A 21,082-nucleotide genomic window follows, 5' to 3' on the forward strand; every position below is an offset into this window, starting at 1 on the left:
AGGAGTTTAATAAATTGGCACAAGAAGATTACTATAAAGTTCTTGGTGTTGATCGCAGTGCTAGTGATCAAGAAATTAGTAAGGCATATCGTAAGCTTGCTAAGAAGTATCACCCAGACCTAAACCATGAACCAGGTGCTGAAGAAAAGTATAAAGAAGTTAACGAAGCTTATGAAGTATTGCATGATAAGCAAAAACGCGCGCAATATGATCAATTTGGTGCAGCTGGTGTAAATGGACAAGGTGGCTTTGGCTCAGGACAGTCTTATGGTGGTCAAGGCTTCGGCGGTTTTAGCGATTTTGGTGATATATTTAATGATTTCTTTGGTGGTGGAAGCCAAAGACAAGTTGATCCAACAGCTCCACAACGTGGTCAAGACCTTGATTATACTTTAACTATTGATTTTATGGATGCAATCAAGGGTAAGAAGAGTCAAGTAAGTTATACTCGTAGTGAAACCTGTTCAACTTGTGATGGAACCGGTGCAGAAAAAGGAACTCATCCAATTACTTGTGATAAATGTCACGGAACAGGTTACATGACTGTAACGCAACAATCTATGCTTGGTACTATTCGCCGTCAAACTATCTGTGACAAATGTCATGGTAAAGGGGTAATTATTGAACATCCATGTAAGACCTGTCATGGTGAAGGAACTGTAGATAGAAAGAATACTATTGAAGTTGAAATTCCAGCAGGAATTGATAATGGTCAGCAGCTTCGTTATGAAGGTCAAGGGGAAGCTGGTCGAAATGGTGGTCCATATGGTGATTTATACATTAGTTATCGTATTAAGCCATCTAAATATTTTGAAAGACGTGGAAATACCATTTATACCACTATCCCAATTTCATTTGCTCAAGCTACTTTGGGTGATGAAATTAATGTCAAAACAGTTCATGGTGATACCAAGTTGAAAATTCCAGCAGGTACACAACCTAATAAGAAATTTACTTTGCATGGTGAAGGTGTTCCATATCTACGTGGAAATGGTAATGGAGATCAAATAACAACAGTTCAAGTTGAAATTCCAAAATCAATTAATGAAAAACAAAGAGAAGCCTTAGTTGACTTTGTTAAAGCTGGCGGTGGTAATATTTCACCACAGGAAAAAGGTTTCTTTGAACGTTTAAAAGATAAATTGAAATAAAATTTTGCCTTAATGTCGATAAATGGCATTAAGGCATTTTTTATGATTTTTGCCTACTAGCTTCCCACTTGATATAATAGATAAGATAGAAATGTAAAGGCATGTGATTATATGGATTTAAAACAATTAAAAGATTATCAAAAACATATTCGTAATTTTTCAATCGTAGCGCATATTGATCATGGTAAATCAACAATTGCTGATAGAATTCTTGAGTTAACAGATACAGTATCTGAGCGTCAGCTCAAGAATCAAATGCTTGATGATATGCCACTTGAACGCCAGCGTGGAATTACTATTAAGATGAACTCTGTAGAAGTAAAGTATCATGCAAAAGATGGTGAAGATTATATTTTTCACCTTATTGATACTCCAGGACACGTTGACTTTTCTTATGAAGTTTCTAGGTCGCTTGCTGCTTGTGAAGGTGCACTCTTAGTTGTTGATGCTTCTCAAGGAGTTCAAGCTCAAACTTTAGCAAATACTTATTTAGCTATTGATGATGATTTGGAAATTTTACCAGTTATTAATAAAATCGATTTGCCTTCTGCAGATCCAGATAATGCTAAAGAAGAAATCGAAGAAATGCTTGGCTTAGATGCATCAGAAGCAGCTTTAGTTTCTGGAAAAACTGGTGTTGGAATTGAAGAAATGCTTGAAAAAATTGTAAAAGATATTCCAGCACCAAGTGGTGATTTACAAGCACCTCTTAAGGCATTGATTTTTGATTCAAAGTATGATGATTATCGTGGTGTTGTTCTTTCCGTAAGAATTGAAGAAGGAACAGTAAAGCCAGGAGATAAAATTCGTATTATGAATACTGGAATGGAATATGAAGTTACTGAAGTAGGTGTATCTAGCCCTCATCCAGTTAAAAAAGATATTCTAGTAGCCGGAGATGTAGGTTATTTAACCGCAAATATTAAATCGGTTCGTGAAACTCGAGTTGGTGATACTATTACTGATGCAGAAAATCCAACTGCAGAACCACTTCCAGGTTATCGTCAAATTCCACCAATGGTATTTTCTGGGATGTATCCAGTAGATAACGCAAAGTATGATGATTTAAAAGAAGCTCTTCAAAAATTACAGCTAAATGATGCAGCTTTAGAGTTTGAACCAGAAACTTCAACAGCTTTAGGATTTGGATTCCGTTGTGGTTTTCTTGGACTTCTTCATATGGATGTTGTGCAAGAACGACTTGAGCAAGAATTTGATTTGGATTTAATTATGACTGCTCCATCAGTTGATTATCACGCAATTATGAATGATGGTACTACTAAGGTTATTGATAATCCTTCAGATTTACCAGATGCTGGTGAATATGAACGAGTAGAAGAGCCTTATGTTAAAGCAGAAATTATGGTTCCGAATGACTTTGTTGGTCCTGTGATGGAACTTTGTCAACATAAGCGCGGTGAATTCGTTACTATGGATTATTTAGATAAATACCGTGTAAATGTAATTTATAATATTCCTTTGGCAGAAATAATTTTTGACTTCTTTGATGATTTGAAGTCATCAACTAAGGGGTATGCTTCTCTTGATTATGAGATTACAGGATATCGTGCAACCAATTTAGTTAAGATTGATATTTTACTTAACAAGGAACCGATTGATGCTTTGAGCTTTATTGCTCATCGTGATGAAGCGCAAAATCGTGCTCGTCAAATGACTTCTCTTCTTAAGAAACTTATTCCACGTCAAAACTTTGAAGTTGATATTCAAGGTGCAATTGGAGCTAAAATTATTTCTCGTGCAACTATAAAGCCGTATCGTAAAGATGTTACCTGGAAGATTCACACAGGAGATCCAGATCGTCGTGCTAAGCTTCTTGAAAAGCAAAAGCGAGGGAAAAAGCGTATGAAGGCCGTTGGACGTGTTGAGGTTCCACAAGATGCATTTATGGCCGTATTGAGGATGAATGACGATGACATCAAAGGAAAGTAACAAGAAGAAAACAAATATTTCAACAATTATAATTAGGATTGCTGCAATAATTTTATTAATTGTTGGTTTGGTTTTAATTTTTAATAAACAAATTAGAAACCAAATGGTTAAACAGAATCAATCTAAAGCATTGAGTAGTTTAACTGTCAAAAAAGTCGAACAGAACCAAAAAAAGAAAGGGATGTTTGATTTTGATAAAGTTAAAGAAATTGATTTTGCACAAGTAACGCGGTCTAAAGTAAAGGATACTTCAGATGCTATCGGTGCTTTGGCTATTCCAGAAGTAAATATGTATCTCCCAGTTATGTTAGGCTTGTCAGATAGTGCTATGGCCACTGGAGGCGGTACTATGAGAGCTAATCAGAAGATGGGGAAAGGAAATTACGCTATAGCTGGTCACTATATGACTGCTCAAGGTGTCTTATTTTCACCATTAGAAGATAGTAAGAAGGGGCAATTGATTTATTTGACTGACTTAAAGAAAGTTTATGTATATAAAATATATATGAAGAAAAAAGTCAGCCCATATGCTGTGTGGTTGGTTGACAATACCAAAAAGCCAATTGTTACTTTAATTACATGTGCTGATGGCGGAGTTAACCGCTGGGCAGTTCGTGGTAATTTAGTCAAAACAGAAGAAGCTTCTAATAAGAATTTGCAGGTGTTTAAGTTAAAACAATGAAGTGGCAACAAAGAAAAGCAAATAAATTAGATCCTGATTTAATAGAAAAATATCAACTTAGCCCAATAATGGCTAAGTTGTTTTCTTTACGAGGGATTGATACTGATGAAAAACTTAATTTTTGGTTTAATGCTAGTGAAGAGAACCTAGCTGACCCATTATTAATGCATGATATGGAAAAAGCCGTTGATAGAATCAATAAAGCAATTGATTCTGGAGAAAAAATAACCGTTTATGGGGATTATGATGCAGATGGAATAACTGCTACTGCTATAATGACTGAAACTCTGAGCATTTTAGGAGCAGACGTACATTATTTTATTCCGGATCGTTTTAAAGATGGTTATGGGCCTAACATTGATAGATATAAAGAAATTGTTGCTGATGGTACACAGTTAATTATCACTGTTGATAATGGAGTAACTGGTATTGAAGAAGTTAAATATGCACAAGATAATGGTGTAGATACAATTGTTACTGATCATCATACTTTCCAAAATGAAAAGCCTGATGCTTACGCTATAGTTCACTGTAATTATCCTGGTCAAAAGTATCCTTTTGATGATTATTGTGGGGCTGGAGTTGCCTACACTATTTGTAGAGAACTGATGAATGATACTATGCCTGAGTTATTAGACTTAGCAATGATTGGTACAATTGGTGACATGGTTAAAGTTAATGGTGAAGGTCATATCATTGTTAAGCGAGGAATTGAAGTTCTCAATCAAACTGACAGACCCGGGCTAAGAGCTTTAATCAATAATGCCGGTTTAAATTTAGGTACAATTGATGAGCAAGACGTAGGTTTTAATATCGCGCCACGTTTAAATGCTGTTGGTAGGCTAGGAAATGCTAATTTAGCTGTTCAGCTTCTACTAGCAGATGATGATATTGAAGCACAAAAAATTGCTAACAAGATAGAAGAGTTAAATAATCGTCGTAAAGAATTGACTGTTGAAGTATTTCAAGATTGTTTAAAACAATTTAAGGGAAACAGCTGGCAAAAGCAAAATACTCTAGTTTTTTATAATCCTGAATATCATGAAGGAGTATTAGGTTTAGTTGCAAATAAACTTGTTGAAAAGTTACATAAGCCAACTATTGTTTTAACTAAATCTGATACTGGAGAAATTAAAGGTTCTGGTCGCTCAAAAAAGGGTTTTAACTTATTTAATGCTCTTGAACCATTGAAAGACAGTATTTTAACCAAATTTGGTGGGCATGACTTCGCATGCGGATTATCACTTGAAGAAAATAACATTGTAAACTTACGCAATAAGTTTGAAGCTAGTTTTTATACAAGTGATGATCTTGAAGTAAAAGACTATGACTTTGAATTACCAATGGATAATTTAACTCCGCAATTATTGACGGAGATTAAGCAAGTTGGTCCTTTTGGTACTGGTAATCCGCAACCTATTTTTAGTATTACAAATTTGCAAATAACTAATTTTACAAAAATGGGCAAAAATGAAGAGCATGTCAGATTTGATGCAGAAAAGAATAATAAAAAATTAAGAGTTGTTGGTTTTAGTAGGGGATATTTAAATAATAATCTATTACCATTTATGACCCAAATCTTTATAAAACTGTCACTTAATACTTTTAGGGGAAAGAGTAACTTACAAGGAATAATTGAGGGAATTAATTTTTCTGCTCCTAAATTAGCTATTAAGAATCCAGTTATTGACTTAAGAAATGAAAAATATGTAATGGGATTTGCTGATAGATATTTATTATTTGATAAGAAAAATATTCCACTTGTTCAAAGTAGGTTTGGAATAGAAAAAGAAAAAATTAATTTAGTGCAAGATTATCAACAAGATAATGAAACAGCTGTCTTATTAGATGCACCTAGAAATCAGGCTGAATTAGACTTGGCATTAAATCGAAATTACCAACAATTATATTTAAGATTTTTATTAGATCAGTTACCAGTTGAATCTTTACCAAATAAGTCATATTTTGGTCAAGTGTTGAAGTATATTTATCAGCATCCAAATTTAACTCCGGATAATTATCGAACTGTTGCACCATATTTGGGGCTAGATTATGATAGTGTTTTATTTATTTTGAGAGTATTTTTTGAATTAGGATTTGTTAAATTGGATAATGGAAGGCTAATTGGAGAGAAAAATCCAGCTAAAAAATCTTTATCAGAATCAAAATATTTAATGGCTACTCAATCACAAATAAAGTTTATTCGACAATTAAGGACAATGCCAACTGCTCAATTGATTGATTATATCAATAATTTTTCAAAGTAAGATAAAAAGAAGTTTATTTTAATGCTTTTAGGATAAAAGTTTGGTAAAATATAACAGTTAAAGGTGTTTAGGTTTAAACACAAAGATTAATGGAGGTTTTTTCTTCTTATGGCAATTGATTTTAGTGAACATATTGCAAGCGTTCAAGATTTTCCAAATAAGGGTATCGTTTTCCGTGATATTACACCTATTTTGCAAGATGGAGATTTGTTCCGCGCAGCAACTCATGAATTAGCAGAATATGCTAAGAGTCGACAAGCAGATGTAATTGTAGGTCCAGAAGCTCGTGGCTTTATTGTAGGATGCCCTGTTGCAACAGAACTTGGTTTAGGATTTGTGCCAGCTAGAAAGCCACATAAGTTGCCAAGAGAAGTTGAGCGTGCTTCATATGACTTAGAATATGGTTCTAACAGTTTAGAAATGCATAAGGATGCTATTAAGCCAGGACAAAGAGTTGTTCTTTGTGATGACTTGCTTGCAACCGCTGGTACTTTAAGAGCTTCAAAGGAATTAATTGAAAATCTTGGTGGTGAGCTTGTAGGTGCAGCATTCTATATTGAATTGCCTGACCTTAAAGGTCGTGAAAAGTTACCAGGACTTGACATTTTTAGTTTAGTTCAATATCATGGTGCTTAAATAAATAATAATCAACAGAAATTTAATAATAGAGCTTCAAGAAGATTTTCTTGGGGCTTTATTTTTTGGAGAAAATTATGAAAAAAATAGTGAATAATGCGCTAAAAGCCTTGTTATATGAAGTTGTAACCTTACCTAAACCTGGATTGGTAGATCCTGCAGATACTGGTTCTCATTTAGATATGGATGTTTTTACTTTTATTAATTCTAGTTTAGCTTTACAGCCATATTTAGAAAAAGCAGCTGAAATTGGTGAAAACTTTTTTGAAGAAGATTTGACTAAAATGTTTATTAGTTTACGTCAAGTAGGAATTATTGCAGAAAAAGAAATGCTCCAAGCTACAAATAATGTTAATACACATAAAGGGGCAATTTTTTCATTAGGGATTTTTGTTTGTGCTCGAAGTTATGCTAAACCAAGGAATTTGAATACTTTTATTGTAATTAAAAAAATGTGTCACAATTTGGTAAGACATGACTTTGCTAAACTTAATCAACATAATGCTACAGCAGGTGAATTGCAATATTTAAAGTATAAATTAGGAGGAGTTCGCCAACTAGCTGAAGAGGGTTATCCTGTAGTAGAAAATATATCTTTACCTTATTTAAAAAATAGACCAGGTACACTTAACGAACGTTTGATAGATACGTTAATGGTACTAGCTACAAAAATCGATGACAGCACTTTTATTAAACGTTCAGGGGATGCAAAAAAGATAACCTGGCTTCATCAAGCTTCGCAGCAATTTTTAGATAAAGGTGGCTGTCAGTCAAGAGAAGGATTAGAGTATTTACATCAATTGAATGTGATTTTTAAGCAAGAAAATTATAGTATAGGTGGATGTGCTGATTTATTGATTGTAACAATTTTTATGGCTCTGGAATATAATTTTATATAAAAATACTAAATTTTGAGTACTTTCTTTTTACAAGGAAGAGTTTTTTGTGTACAATAATAGAGTTAATAATAAGGGAGATGACAATTTTGAAACTTAGACAGGCTACTATGGCTGATTTTGATCAAATTATAGCAATTTTAAAAGATGGTGCAAACCAACTGGCAGAACATGGAGTTGAGCAATGGCAAGGCGACTATCCATCTCCAGATCAAATTAAAGAAGATATTGAGAATGGTTGGGCATACTTAGCAATTTCTAAGGATAAAGAAACTGTCGGTGCAATTTCAATTGTACCGTCTCCAGATCATTCGTATGATGAACTTGACGGTGAGTGGTTGACTGATACTGAAAAATATTTAGTAATTCATCGAGTTGCTATTCATTCAAATCATGCAGGTAAAGGTTATGCTACTAAATTATTAACTGAGGTTATTAATTATATTAAACAAAATCGTCAAGATATTGATTCAATTAGAATTGATACTCATGAAGATAATAAGGCTATGCAACACTTGATTGATAAGATGGGCTTTACTAGAGTTGGTACTCTTCATGGAGTTTACCGTCCAGATGAAATATCTTATGTTTATGAACAATTAAATAAATAAGTAAAAAGGTTCTTATGTTTTAAAGCATGAGAACCCTTTTTTATAAAAACTATAATATTGGTGATAATAATCTTGAAAAGTATTGTTTAAATTTGCGCCAATTAGATTGGTTTGCAAAATATTCATTAGTCATTAAAGTAGACTCTTTTAAATCTTCTTCAAAAATAGCTTTCAATTTAGCAGTAAGTTGGGGACTATAATTAAAACTATTAACTTCGAAATTTAAACTATAGCTACGATAATCCTGATTAGCAGAACCTACAGATGAGATATTTGATCCACTTACCATAGTTTTTGCGTGGATAAAGCCATTGTTATATTTATATACTTTAATACCATTTTCGGTTAGATATTTTGCATAATATTCAGTTGCTCGATATACGAATGGATGATCAGCCATACATGGAACCATTATGCGCACATCAACACCGCTTTTGGCGGAAATAATCAGTGCTTCAAGAATTGATGTTTCAGGAATTAAATATGGTGTTTGAATATAAATATATTTTTTAGCAGTTGCGATAATGTCTTCATAAGCTCTTCGAATAGCAAAATTCTGATTATCAGGACCAGAGGAAACAATTTGCATTGCTACTTGCTCTGAAGAAGTAGGTGGAGCGATTTCTAAATTTTGTAAATAAGTTAAATCATATCTTGGTAAGTGAGATTTACGGCATGAAGTATTCCAATCCATTGCAAATCTTACTTCCATCATACTTGGGGCTTGTCCATCTACACGCATATGAGTATCACGCCAGTGACCAAATTTAGTTGATTTATCAACGTATTGATCTCCAATATTAAAGCCACCAATATAACCGATTTTTCTGTCAATGATTATTAATTTACGGTGAAGATGATAATTCATTCTTGGAGTTCTAATTTTATATTTACTAGAACTTGAGATAAAGGGCTGTGCTTGTCCACCTAAACTACGTAATTTGTTAAAAAATCGAGGTTTAGTGCCTCGTGAACCATCAACATCATAAAGTACACGCACTTTAACTCCGCGCTCTTGTGCATGCTCTAATGCGTTTAAAACGCGTTTGCCCAAATTATCAGAATAAAAAGTATAAAATTCTACATCAATGAATTCTGTAGCTTTATTAATATTTTCAATAATATTATCAAATAATTTTGGCCCATCAGTGAAAATTTCAACATTATTGTTAAATGTTAAAATTGCTTCATCATTATTTAAATTTAAATCAGTAATCATTCTGGCTCGAGGCTGTTGATCCTCTCTTGGTAAAAGGTCATGCTTATTTAATAATTCATGTTGCTTTTTTAAATAATGATTTTTGATCTTTTTTTGCTCATCTTTAATAGCAAAAATTTCATCATGTGATAATTGTCTTCCAAGAAATAAATAAATGATGAAACCAATTCCTGGAAATACTGATAATACTAATAACCATGCCCAAGTTGAAGCAATGTCGCGGCGAGAGCGAAAAACTGTCCAAATAGCAAAGGCAATGTTAATTATCCATAAAATTTCGATGATGTGGCGAATTACATCCCATGTCCAAATCATAAATTTCCCCCTTAAATTATTGTCAAAGTCTATTTTACCTAAAATTTGCTTACAAAAAAAGAAGATGTAAAACTACATCTTCTTTCATATAATTATCTATTTTTCATGATTGGTTGATAAACTAGATCAATTACAATAGCAGCAATTAAAGCAATCATAATTGTAATTAAGAGATTGTTCCATGAAATTTGGACCATTGCAATTCCACAAAGTGCCAAAATAAAAGTAATTCCTACATCTATTATTTGAACAATACCAACTAATTTAGAAGGATGATCTTGCCAGAAGTATTTGCGTGTTCTTGTAATTAAAACAATCAGCATTGCACTTAATACAAGATATACATATACCATTGTTGAAACAGTTCCGTGACTCCAACCGTGAGTATTTAGATACCATACGAAAATAACTCCAATGATTGTCCAACCAGCAGCTAATGAAAAGGCAATTTTAGCAAGACGAGCCATATTCCAGTTTTCTGGTTTATAAGTAATATGTGTACGATCAGTACCAATCATCATGGTTACCATGTTGTTCATGATAGTGTAGATAACCATTGCGTTAAGAGCCATTGGCAAGTATCCAAAGAAAAGATAACCAAAAGTCAATAGCATGGTTAATTCAGCAGTTCTAGCGAGTTTGGTTAGTGACCAAGTGGTCATTCTTTGATATACACGGTGACCAGCATCTAAAATTTTAATAATTGATGATAAACCATCATCAAGAAGTACCATTTTACTTGAGCGTTTTGCAACATCAGCGGCATTTGATACTGCAATCCCCACTTCTGCTTGCTTGAGGGCAGGCGAATCATTAACGCCGTCACCCGTCATTCCAACTATGTATCCTTTATCTTGGAAGAACTTAACCATTCTTAATTTATCTTCTGGTAAAACATCCGCAATACCTGCTAAATCTTTAATATCAACATTATTGTTGAAGTCATGAATTGAGATTACTTCTCCAGTTAAATCAACTTGCTTAGCAACTGCCGCAGCAGTTCGTTGATTATCACCTGTAAGCATAATAGGGTGGATACCACGCTTTTTAAGTTCATTTAAGGCTTGTTTAGAGTCTTTTCTAACTTTATCTTGTAAAATGAAAACTCCAGCTAACTTGTTATCAATTAAGACAGCTACAGAACGGCCAGCTTTAAAATCAATATTAGCAGTTTTGGTGTTAGCATCTGTGTCAATTAATGATAGTTGCTTAAAACTTCCTAATTTAATATTATGTCCATTAGCTTCAGCCATTGAATAACCAGTATTTGAAGTAAATGGTTCAAATTTATCTGGATTTTTAATAGCTAATCCTTTGGATAAAATATATTCATCAAGCGCCACATCAATGATACTTTTATTTCTTTGATCGATAGCAGCAGATACCAAAGATAAGACTTCATTATCACTTAAATTTGAAAAATTATTCCAACTAGCTACACTTGTTTTATTTTCGGTAATAGTACCAGTTTTATCAAGAAGCAACAAGTTTAAATTTGCGGCATCTTGAATCCCAGTTAAATCAGCTGTTAATACACCTTCTTTACTTAAACGAGTTGCTTCAAATGAATTTGATAAAGCAAAAGTAGATGGCATTGCAACTGGAATTGATGCTATAAACATCATTGCCAAGAATGGCAACATATCAATAAAGTTTGCAAAGTCTCCACCTTTAATAAAACTAGCAATAATAATTACTAAAGTTAAAATCCCATCTAAAAGACAAAGATAGTAAATAATTTTAGTTAATAATTGTTGTAAGTGACCAGGAGCAGCTGAATTATTAATCAAATTAATTGTTTTACCGCTACGTGAGTTTTTACCAGTTGCAGTGACAATTGCAAGACCATTTCCTTCAACTACTGTAGTCCCTGCATAAGCTTCACTATCTATATGTTTTTTTACAGGATCAGATTCACCAGTAATTGAACTTTCGTCAAAAGACATATTGCCAGATATAATTTTTACATCAGCTGAAACCACATCGCCTCGTTGAAGACTGATTAAGTCTCCTACGACTAATTTTTTAGAATTGAGTTTAATCCATTTACCGTCTCGTTCAACTGCAACAGTAGGTGTTAGTTGATGTGAGATATTATTTAAAACTTTTCTGGATTGTTTTTTCTTAGATGCACCATTCCAAGCAGCAAATAGTAGCATTGCTAATACAAATAGGGCTTGAATTCTTTTTCCTAAAATAAATTCAAGAATTAATGCACCTTCTAGGATCCACGCAGATAAGTTCCATAATTTTCCAACAAATTCTTTCCAAAAATTGTACTTTGGTTCAGGAACTTCGTTTAATCCATCTTTTTGAAGTAGTTTTTCTGCTTCGAGTTGGCTTAGACCATGAATTTTTTCAGCCATTTTTGACTCCCTTTCTTATTAAGTAACCTTATCTAAAGTAGCATAGATATTGCAAACAGGGAAATATTTCATTAATATAAACGTTATATAAATATTTGATATTAAAAGGTGGAGAAAACAATTTTATGAATTTGAAACAGTTACGCTATTTTTTAGCAGTAGCCGAAGAAAAACAAATCACAGCTGCCGCAAAGCGTTTATTTATTGCGCAGCCACCATTAAGTTACCAGTTGAAACAATTGGAAAAAGAGCTCGATGTTCAATTATTCGTACGTACTGCTCATGGAATAGAACTAACTGATGCGGGGCATGAATTACAATCATATGCAGAAAAGATTGTTGGTTTAGCAGAAACAGCAAAAGATCAAGTTAAAAAAACTTCCCAGGGAGAATTTGGAACTATAAAAATTGGTTCCGCATCTTCTTCAGTTGGAGAATTACCATCAGATAAATTTAAACAATTGGTAAGGTTTTATCCTAATATTTCTTTCGATATTTATGAAGAGAACACATTTGGGGTTTTAGAAAAATTGGCAAATAATACTATTGATTTAGGAATAGTACGCACACCTTTTAATAGGCGAGGACTTGATAGTAAGACAATTACTAATGAAAAAATGATGGCAATTACAATTAATCCGGTAATTTTAGAGCAACAAGAAATTACTTTGAATGAACTAGTAAAACAACCGTTAATAATTTATAGAAGATTTGAGAATATTTTTAATGAAAGTTTTGCTCATCAAGGATTAAAACCTTTTTATGCTGTAAAATGTGATGACTCACGTACTGCAATTCTTTGGGCACAAAAGGGGATGGGAGTTGCATTAGTTCCAGAGTCAATAGCTAATTTATATGCTCAAGATTGTAAAATACCAGTGAAGCATGTTAATTGGGAAACTCATCTAGAATTAGTATGGCGAAAAGGGCAGATTTCTCCATTAGTAAAAAGAATAATTAATTTATTTTAGATATACAAAAAAGCTCGCATATGCGAGCTTTTTTATTTGGTTTAAACTAACGTTAAAATTAGTCTAAGTCAACGTTGTCTGGGAAGAATGCCAAACGTTCACCCTTACCAAGTTCTTCTTCGATTTCAAGTAAACGGTTGTACTTTTCAACACGTTCTGAACGAGCTGGAGCACCAGTCTTAAGTTGACCACCGTTGATAGCAACAGCAAAGTCAGCGATGAAAGTGTCACCAGTTTCACCTGAACGGTGAGAAATCATAGTGTTGTAACCATTCTTACGTGAAAGACGAATAGTTTCAAGAGTTTCAGTAACAGTACCGATTTGGTTCAACTTAATAAGTGAAGCGTTACCAGCACCTTGGTGAATAGCCTTGTTCAAAAGCTTAGGGTTAGTACAAATGAAGTCGTCAAGAACGATTTGGATACGGTCCTTGTGGCTTTCAGTGAACTTAACCATACCTTCTACGTCGTTTTCGTCGTATGGGTCTTCCATAGAAATTAATTCTGGGAATTCGTCAAGCAACTTGTCGTAGTAGTCAGCTAATTCTTCATCAGTAAGAACCTTACCTTCAAGGTGGTACTTACCGTCTTCCTTGTTGTAGAAGTATGAAGCAGCACAGTCACATGCAATAGCGATATCTTCACCTGGCTTGTAACCAGCCTTGATGATTGATTCGTGAAGGGCCTTCAAAGCTTCTTCAGAGTTCTTCATGTTAGGAGCGAAACCACCTTCATCACCTAAGCCAGTTTCGTAACCCATGTCTTCAAGAACCTTCTTCAAAGTGTGGTATACGTTAACGATCTTTTCAAAACCATCACGGAATGAAGTCTTAGCAACTGGAGTGATCATGAATTCTTGAATGTCGATACCGTTGTCAGCGTGTTCACCACCGTTGATAACGTTGTGGAAAGTTTGTGGCATTTCAAGGTCAGTACCACCAAGGTAACGGTACAATGGTTGGTGAGTATCCTTAGCTGCAGCTGCTGCAGTAGCCATAGATACACCCAAGATTGCGTTAGCACCAAGACGACCCTTGTTTTCAGTACCGTCTAAAGCAATCATAGTAGCGTCAATGTTTGCTTGGTCGTGTGGGTCCATACCCTTCAAAGCCTTGTTAATTTCAGTGTTAACGTTGTTAACAGCCTTCATAACACCTTTACCACCAAGACGAGCATCGCCGTCACGTAATTCAACAGCTTCGTTTTCACCAGTTGAAGCACCTGAAGGAACTTCAGCCTTACCTACGACACCGTTTGAAAGGGTAACGAAAACTTCAACAGTTGGGTTACCACGTGAGTCAAAAATTTCAAGTGCATGAACATTTTCAATGACTGATTTTAACATCAAAAAACCTCCTAAAATATTATGATGCAATATTGATTAAAATTATAGTTGCATCATCCAGAGCAAATTGCTCATTGGTTACAACACAAATTTTAGCCTAAGTTTTTAATTGTGTAAACTGTTGTAAGCGGTTTACATTTTAAATTTTGTTAAAGTGCAATTTCTTTGCAAATAAATTTGAGTTATGATATACATATAGTAGTAAAGTACACTAATGTTTGATAAGGATTTAATTATGGAAAAAGTACGTTTAATTTTAGATTCTAGTTCAAATGAAAAAACAAATGTAAAAAATAATTTATATGTTGTTCCATTAACAATTTCTTTCAATGGAAAGGAATTTCGTGATGATGAAAATCTTGACTTAGATGCTTTTTTAAAGGATATGCAAGCTAATAATGAAGCTGGTAAAAGTTCATGTCCAAGTATTGATGATTGGCTAAAAGCACTTGAAGGCAGTGAAAAAGCTATTATTTTAACACTTACTAGTGGAATGAGCGGTAGCTATTCCTCAGCTCTTCAAGCTAAGAGTATGTATGAAGAACAGCATCCGACAAGTAAAGTCATTGTTGTAGATACGCGCTCAGCGGGCCCTGAATTGGCAATAATTCTGCAAGGTATTGAAAAGTTATTAAACGAAAAAATTCGATTTGTAGATTTAGAACAAAAAATAGCCGAACTTCGAATGAAAACTCATTTATTATTCGTATTGCAGTCACTTCATAATCTTTCTTTAAATGGAAGAGTATCACCGGCAGTTGCAAAGATTGCTAAAATGATGAATATTAAAATTGTTGGTACTGCAAATAAGGAAGGAAAACTAGAACCTCTTGCAAAAGCTCGTGGAATGAAAAAAGCACTTAAAGAAGTGCTAAAACAAATGGAAAATATGAATTATCAAGGCGGCGAAGTTATTATTGACGAGTGTAAAAATGAAAAAGATGCTCAAACTTTAAAGGAAAAGATTTTAGAAAAGTTTCCTGATGCTAATGTAAAGATTCGTCCAACTTTAGGTCTGTGTAGCTTCTATGCAGAAGAAGGTGGTTTGATGATTGGTTTCCATGAGTAATTATAAAAAGCAACTAGTTAATAGTTGCTTTTTATAGTGCGCTCATAAAAATTTGAGTTGTAATGCTAAAACAACAAATTGCTAAACTTGTTGCACCGATAATATCTGATGGGTAGTGAGCTTTTAAACTTAATCTTGAAATTACCACCATCATCCAAATTATTATTAATAGTGAAATAAAACCTAGTCCATATTTAGTTCCAAATAATTGGATTAGGATTAATCCCATTGTAGTCGCTCCAAGAACATGACCACTAGGAAAGCTGTAGCCATTTTCTAGTGCTGAATGTTTATATGGACGCTGACGATGCATATATTTTTTTAAAACAATTCCTGTTGCATCTGCAAATCCTAAAGTTGCTAAAACCCAAAGGGCAAGTATAACTTCATCATTGTTTAATAAAACACTTGCCAATAAAACAGCCCAAATTACCATTAATTTTGGATCATTTAAAAAAGCTATTATTTGCCAACCAAACCCATCTCGTTTATGAACAAGTTTATGGTGAAGGATATGGTCATAAAGATTAAAAAGGCGAGAATATTTAATAGCACAGATCAAAATTAATAATAAAATAGCTGAAAATAAAACTACTATCCAATTAACTTTTTCCAAAATCAAATCCTCAACATATATTTAAATTACACTTTCAAGGATATTTTAACAGGAAAATCGTTGGATAGTAGTTTCTTGGTTAAAACTTAATAATTTAGTTTTGTTTATTAAAAATGGTCTCGTCTTTCATTTCAAAGCAAATCAAATTAGATGAATCTAAATCTTCTTTATTCATATCTATTTGATTGATTTGTTTATTATTATAAGTTGTATAGTAAAAGAGTCCTTTTTCTAAGTTAGCACAATCAGTATAAATAGTATATTCAAAAGTATCAGGAGACACTTCATCTAGACCTTTTGGTTGTTCGACAGCATGTAGAATATGGAAATAATTTCTGACTGTTTCTTCTTCAGTAGTTGAATTAGTTGGAGCATGGAACTTAGCAAATGTTGCTCTTACAAAGCGAGATGATGAATCCATTCCGCCTGGCAAGTTATGTGAGGCTAAGGCGCGGCTATAGTTATCGAGTTTTAATCCAGGAGCTAAGGTGTTTTTATGAACACTTGGAGATACTTCTTGATAATTATTTAAGCCAAAAAGTTGCTGTGGGAATGATGGATTATTAGTTAAAACCCCAGCAGGATTATCATAAATATGTAACCCATCTTTATCAGATTCAAGTACAATTGATTTACCGCTTTTATCAGCTAATAACCAATGAAGAGGAGAAAGGGGCATATTTTTAGCAAAGCTAATATTTACTAAATTTACATTTTTTAAAAGTTCTTTTGCTTCATCAATATTTTTTGCTTGACCTAAAATCCATGGAATAATTTCAAAAGGACTAACATTATCTTTACCACTAACTTCATCTGGATAGTAAGCATTTCCTGCATAAGCAAGTCCAGCCATACCAAGTCCTTTTTCATTAGCCGCATCAAAATATAAAGGATAATTATCAGCAACATCTGCTATTCCAATTATTGCATAGTGATTAGCTAGATTATCAACTTTTCGAAACTTTAAATTATAGTTTCTAGGTGTAATAGCAACTTGCTGACCATATGAAATTTCATAATCTAAGTTGCGACCAAAATAATGGTTATTTGGACTGAAAATTATAGATGTACACATAGGCTTTCACACTTTCTAAATACCTAATAATACTATGACTATCATAAACTAATTAAAGTATAAATCAACAATTTGCTTGCGATATTTAAAATAATTGATATAATTAAAACAGTTATGGAGTGTTGGCAGAGTGGTAATGCACCGGACTCGAAATCCGGCGAACCAAGTTTTCCTTGGCGCGCAGGTTCAAATCCTGTACACTCCTTAAGATTTTTGCTTATATTGATAAAAGCACACTTTGTACATTTGTGTACGAAGCGTGCTTTTTACTTGTGCGTTTAAAGTATAAAAGAATATTTGTTGCCAGTGTTTATTAAAATGGTAAAATTATATTTTGTTTAGTAAATTAATATAACGAGGGAAGATATGACAACAATTAAAGATATTGCAACTAAGGCGAATGTTTCTCCAGCAACTGTTTCGAGAGTTTTAAATTATGATAAAAATCTAGCTGTTAACGATTCTACTAAAAGAAGAATTTTTCAAATAGCTGAAGAATTGCATTATCAAAAAAATAAAAAAATTCGAAAAGCAAACTTAAAAACGATAGCAATCGTATTATGGTGTAATCGAGATCAAGAAATCAAAGACTTGTATTATTATTCAATTAGAACTGGAATTGAAGACCAAGCAAAGACTTTTGGCTATCAAGTTCAAGTATATTATGATTCAGATAATTTAGATTCTTTAGAAAAAAGTATTGGAATTGTAGCAATCGGCTATTCTCAATATTCACAAACACGATTAAATAAAATTAAAAATGCTAACAAGCCTTTGGTATTTGTTGATGAAGATACTTTACATAAAGGTGAATGCTGCGTAATATCAGATTTCCATACGTCAATTATTGAAGTGATTGATCATTTCTTAAATCATGGCCAAACTAAGATTGGGATGCTGGCTGGTGATTTATATGATAATTTTGATAAGGATAATTTAATAGATTTTCGTTTCCAAGGTTATAAAAAATATATGTTGAGTAAAAAACTTTACGATGTAAATAATGTATATGTTGGGAAGTTTACTCCTGATTCAGGCTATCTTGCTACTCAAAAAATGATTAGAGATAATAACATCCCGACTGCATTAGTGATTTCTAATGATGCAATGGCAATTGGAGCTTTAAAAGCTTTTCGTGAAGCTAATATAAAAGTGCCGGAAGATGTAAGCATTATTTCCTTCAATGATACTACTGCTGCAGAATTTGCAAATCCATCTTTAAGTAGTGTTCATGTTAATACTCAAGAAATGGGTAGGGCAGGAATGAAGATTTTACAAGATTTACTTAGTGATGATGTAAAAGTACCTTATAAGATTGTAATGGATACTAATTTAGTATTGAGAGAAAGTAGCGTTAATTAATGAAAAACTAGTCAGAGGATTTTGACTAGTTTTTTTGATTGACCTTGAAAAATGTCAATATCCATAATAAAATATTAAAGATTTAATAAATCGTGTTTTGAAAAATTTAATAATAAGGATAGATTTTTATGGAAGAAAAAAAGACAATTCCTAAGCTGAAACGAACCATGACTGCTGGTCAAATGGAAATGATTTCTTTAGGTGGAGCAATTGGTGTCGGTTTATTTATGGGATCTACTTCAACCATTAAATGGACTGGTCCTTCTGTTTTACTAGCATATATGTTCGTAGGGCTGATTTTGTATATTGTTATGCGTGCTCTTGGAGAAATGTTGTATATTAATCCAGGTACGGGTTCATTTGCAGATTATGCTACAGAATACGTACATCCATTAGCGGGATATATGGCTGAATGGGCGAATGTGTTTGAATATATTGTTGTAGGGATGTCTGAAGTTGTTGCGGCAACTGAATACCTTAAGTATTGGTGGCCTAATATAAGTGCGCTTTGGTCGGGGATAATAATAATTGCATTTTTACTTTTAGCAAACTTAGCAAGTGCTAAAGCTTATGCTTCATTGGAATTCTGGTTTGCAATGATTAAGGTTGTAACTATTATTTTAATGATTATATTAGGATTTATTGTAATTTTCTTTGGTATTGGAAATGGTGGGAAGCCAACAGGATTTAGCAATTTATGGAGTCATGGCGGTTTCTTCACTGGAGGAGTTAAAGGATTCTTCTTTTCAATGTCTATTATTGTAGGTTCTTATGAAGGGATTGAGCTTTTAGGAATTTCTGCAGGTGAAGTTGCCCAGCCACAAAAGGCAATTGTAAAAAGTGTCAAATCTGTTTTATTAAGAATTTTAATTTTCTATGTTGGTGCAATTTTTGTAATTGTTACTATTTATCCATGGAATAAATTAGATAGCTTGGGTTCACCATTTGTAACTACATTTGCTAAGGTTGGAATTACAGCAGCTGCTTCAATTATTAACTTTGTTGTTTTAACAGCTGCTTTATCTGGAGCAAACTCTGGAATTTACTCTTCAAGTAGAATGTTGTTTAAATTATCTCATGACGGAGATGCGCCAAAGATTTTTAAACATATTTCTAAAAGAATTGTTCCTGACCGTGCGATTATGGGTATTTCAAGTGGAATTTTTATCGGATTTATCTTAAATACAATTGCATCCCAATTTAACCACTCAGCAAGTGATTTATTTGTGGTTGTGTTCAGTTCATCCGTATTGCCGGGAATGGTTCCATGGTTTGTGATTTTATTAGCGGAATTGCGTTTCCGTCGTCACAATAAAGATATAATGGCTGATCACCCATTTAAATTACCACTATATCCATTTTCTAATTATTTTGCATTTTTAATGCTATTAGTAATTGTAATCTTTATGTTTATTAATCCAGATACTAGGATTTCTGTTTTAGCTGGAGCTTTAGTATTAATTGCTGCAGCTGTAGTATATTTAGTTCGTCATCGTGGCGAAAACACAAAATCTTGAGTTTGTATTATCTAACTCTACAAGATATGGTAGTCTATTAAGTAAACTATTAAAGAAAGAGGATTTACTGATGGCTACTTTAGAAACACCATATCTTGAACTTTTACGAAAAATTATGACTGACGGTCATGAAAAAATGGACCGTACAAAAATAGGCACTCGCAGTTTATTTGGTGCACAGATGCGCTTTGATTTGTCTCAAGGCTTTCCAATTCTGACCACCAAGCGAGTGCCTTTTGGTTTGATTAAAAGTGAACTTTTATGGTTTTTAAGAGGAGATACAAATATTCGCTTTTTATTAGAGCATAATAATCATATTTGGGATGAATGGGCATTTAAAAACTGGATTACAAGTAATGATTATCAAGGACCCGATATGACTGATTTTGGGTTAAGAGCTTCAGAAGATCCAGAATTTAAAAAAGTTTATCAAAAAGAAATGAAAAAATTTAATCAAAAGATTCTTGATGATGAAAATTTTGCCAATAAATATGGAAATTTGGGAAATGTTTATGGAGCACAATGGCGTCATTGGCAAAAACGCACAGGAGGCTTTATTGATCAGATTCAAAATGTTATTGAGCAAATTAAATATACACCTAATTCTAGACGGTTAATTGTAAGTGCTTGGAATCCTGAAGATATTCCAGCAAGTGCGTTGCCTCCATGTCATGTTCTATTTCAGTTCTATGTTGTAAATAACAAATTGAGTCTACAGCTTTATCAAAGAAGTGGAGATATGTTTTTAGGAGTTCCATTTAATATTGCTAGTTATTCATTATTGCTACATTTAATTGCTCGAGAAACTAATCTTGAAGTAGGAGAATTCATTCATACTTTAGGAGATGCACACATTTATAGTAATCATTTTAATCAAGTAAATGAACTGTTATCAAAAAAGCCGTATGATTCACCTACATTGTGGTTAAATCCAGCTAAAACTTCTATTCAAGATTTTGAAATGTCAGATATTAAATTGCTTGATTATAAGCATCATTCAACTATTAAAGCTCCCGTAGCTGTTTAAGGAGAGA

Annotated in this window: 17 protein-coding genes and 1 tRNA gene; 13 read left to right on the forward strand and 5 right to left on the reverse strand. The window is 33.2% G+C overall.

Going from position 1 to position 21,082, the window contains the following annotated elements; all coding sequences use genetic code 11:
• Positions 1–14: 14 nt before the first annotated feature.
• The 7 genes from dnaJ to ACTHPI_RS06440 all read left to right on the forward strand — a co-directional run bounded on the left by dnaJ (position 15) and on the right by ACTHPI_RS06440 (position 8,193).
• Complete coding sequence (dnaJ, locus tag ACTHPI_RS06410; RefSeq protein WP_445353339.1) at positions 15–1,151, forward strand: molecular chaperone DnaJ; 1,137 nt, start codon at positions 15–17, stop codon at positions 1,149–1,151.
• A gap of 111 nt (positions 1,152–1,262) precedes the next feature.
• Positions 1,263–3,101, forward strand: coding sequence for a translation elongation factor 4 (gene lepA / locus ACTHPI_RS06415; RefSeq protein ID WP_445353340.1), 1,839 nt, complete (start codon positions 1,263–1,265; stop codon positions 3,099–3,101).
• Positions 3,082–3,783 carry a class A sortase gene (locus ACTHPI_RS06420; RefSeq protein ID WP_445353341.1) on the forward strand — a complete coding sequence of 234 codons (702 nt, stop codon included), beginning with the start codon at positions 3,082–3,084 and terminating at the stop codon, positions 3,781–3,783. The genes lepA and ACTHPI_RS06420 overlap by 20 nt, the downstream gene beginning before the upstream one ends.
• Positions 3,780–6,050 (forward strand): single-stranded-DNA-specific exonuclease RecJ, encoded by a 2,271-nt coding sequence (gene recJ / locus ACTHPI_RS06425; protein WP_445353342.1) that lies wholly within the window; start codon positions 3,780–3,782, stop codon positions 6,048–6,050. Before ACTHPI_RS06420 ends, recJ begins: the two co-directional genes overlap by 4 nt.
• 108 nt (positions 6,051–6,158) lie before the next feature.
• The gene (locus ACTHPI_RS06430; RefSeq protein ID WP_445353343.1) at positions 6,159–6,686 is read left to right on the forward strand and encodes an adenine phosphoribosyltransferase; all 528 of its coding nucleotides are present in this window, start codon (positions 6,159–6,161) and stop codon (positions 6,684–6,686) included.
• Between the two features lie 77 nt (positions 6,687–6,763).
• Complete coding sequence (gene citG / locus ACTHPI_RS06435) at positions 6,764–7,585, forward strand: triphosphoribosyl-dephospho-CoA synthase CitG (protein WP_445353344.1); 822 nt, start codon at positions 6,764–6,766, stop codon at positions 7,583–7,585.
• A 77-nt stretch (positions 7,586–7,662) separates the two neighbouring features.
• On the forward strand, positions 7,663–8,193 hold the full coding sequence (locus ACTHPI_RS06440; RefSeq protein WP_445353345.1) for a GNAT family N-acetyltransferase: 531 nt from the start codon (positions 7,663–7,665) through the stop codon (positions 8,191–8,193).
• A 49-nt stretch (positions 8,194–8,242) separates the two neighbouring features.
• Here the strand turns inward: ACTHPI_RS06440 and cls are convergent, their stop codons facing one another.
• Positions 8,243–9,727 carry a cardiolipin synthase gene (gene cls, locus ACTHPI_RS06445; RefSeq protein WP_445353346.1) on the reverse strand — a complete coding sequence of 495 codons (1,485 nt, stop codon included), beginning with the start codon at positions 9,725–9,727 and terminating at the stop codon, positions 8,243–8,245.
• Positions 9,728–9,819: 92 nt separating this feature from the next.
• Positions 9,820–12,093, reverse strand: a complete 2,274-nt coding sequence (locus ACTHPI_RS06450; protein WP_445353347.1) for an HAD-IC family P-type ATPase — start codon at positions 12,091–12,093, stop codon at positions 9,820–9,822.
• A 125-nt stretch (positions 12,094–12,218) separates the two neighbouring features.
• Here ACTHPI_RS06450 and ACTHPI_RS06455 point away from each other — a divergent pair, with 125 nt between their 5' ends.
• On the forward strand, positions 12,219–13,064 hold the full coding sequence (locus ACTHPI_RS06455) for a LysR family transcriptional regulator (RefSeq protein WP_445353348.1): 846 nt from the start codon (positions 12,219–12,221) through the stop codon (positions 13,062–13,064).
• A gap of 58 nt (positions 13,065–13,122) precedes the next feature.
• Here ACTHPI_RS06455 and eno read toward each other — a convergent pair whose 3' ends face one another.
• A complete protein-coding gene (gene eno / locus ACTHPI_RS06460; RefSeq protein WP_445353349.1) occupies positions 13,123–14,409 on the reverse strand; it encodes a phosphopyruvate hydratase in 1,287 nt (428 codons plus the stop codon).
• Between the two features lie 235 nt (positions 14,410–14,644).
• On the opposite strand from eno, the gene ACTHPI_RS06465 reads away from it, so the two are divergent.
• Positions 14,645–15,478: a DegV family protein gene (locus ACTHPI_RS06465; RefSeq protein ID WP_445353350.1), complete on the forward strand. Its 834-nt coding sequence runs from the start codon at positions 14,645–14,647 to the stop codon at positions 15,476–15,478.
• A gap of 31 nt (positions 15,479–15,509) precedes the next feature.
• On the opposite strand, the gene ACTHPI_RS06470 is transcribed toward ACTHPI_RS06465, so the two are convergent.
• A complete protein-coding gene (locus ACTHPI_RS06470; RefSeq protein WP_445353351.1) occupies positions 15,510–16,094 on the reverse strand; it encodes a phosphatase PAP2 family protein in 585 nt (194 codons plus the stop codon).
• A gap of 94 nt (positions 16,095–16,188) precedes the next feature.
• Positions 16,189–17,169, reverse strand: a complete 981-nt coding sequence (gene bsh / locus ACTHPI_RS06475) for a choloylglycine hydrolase (protein ID WP_445353352.1) — start codon at positions 17,167–17,169, stop codon at positions 16,189–16,191.
• Positions 17,170–17,285: 116 nt separating this feature from the next.
• On the opposite strand from bsh, the gene ACTHPI_RS06480 reads away from it, so the two are divergent.
• The 4 genes from ACTHPI_RS06480 (at position 17,286) to ACTHPI_RS06495 (ending at position 21,075) form a co-directional block, all read left to right on the forward strand.
• Positions 17,286–17,374: transfer RNA gene (locus tag ACTHPI_RS06480), tRNA-Ser, on the forward strand.
• Between the two features lie 161 nt (positions 17,375–17,535).
• Positions 17,536–18,531 carry a LacI family DNA-binding transcriptional regulator gene (locus ACTHPI_RS06485; RefSeq protein WP_445353353.1) on the forward strand — a complete coding sequence of 332 codons (996 nt, stop codon included), beginning with the start codon at positions 17,536–17,538 and terminating at the stop codon, positions 18,529–18,531.
• Between the two features lie 128 nt (positions 18,532–18,659).
• On the forward strand, positions 18,660–20,048 hold the full coding sequence (locus ACTHPI_RS06490) for an amino acid permease (protein WP_445353354.1): 1,389 nt from the start codon (positions 18,660–18,662) through the stop codon (positions 20,046–20,048).
• Positions 20,049–20,118: 70 nt separating this feature from the next.
• Positions 20,119–21,075: a thymidylate synthase gene (locus ACTHPI_RS06495; protein ID WP_445353355.1), complete on the forward strand. Its 957-nt coding sequence runs from the start codon at positions 20,119–20,121 to the stop codon at positions 21,073–21,075.
• Positions 21,076–21,082: the final 7 nt, after the last annotated feature.

It is taken from the genome of Lactobacillus sp. PSON (assembly GCF_052615405.1).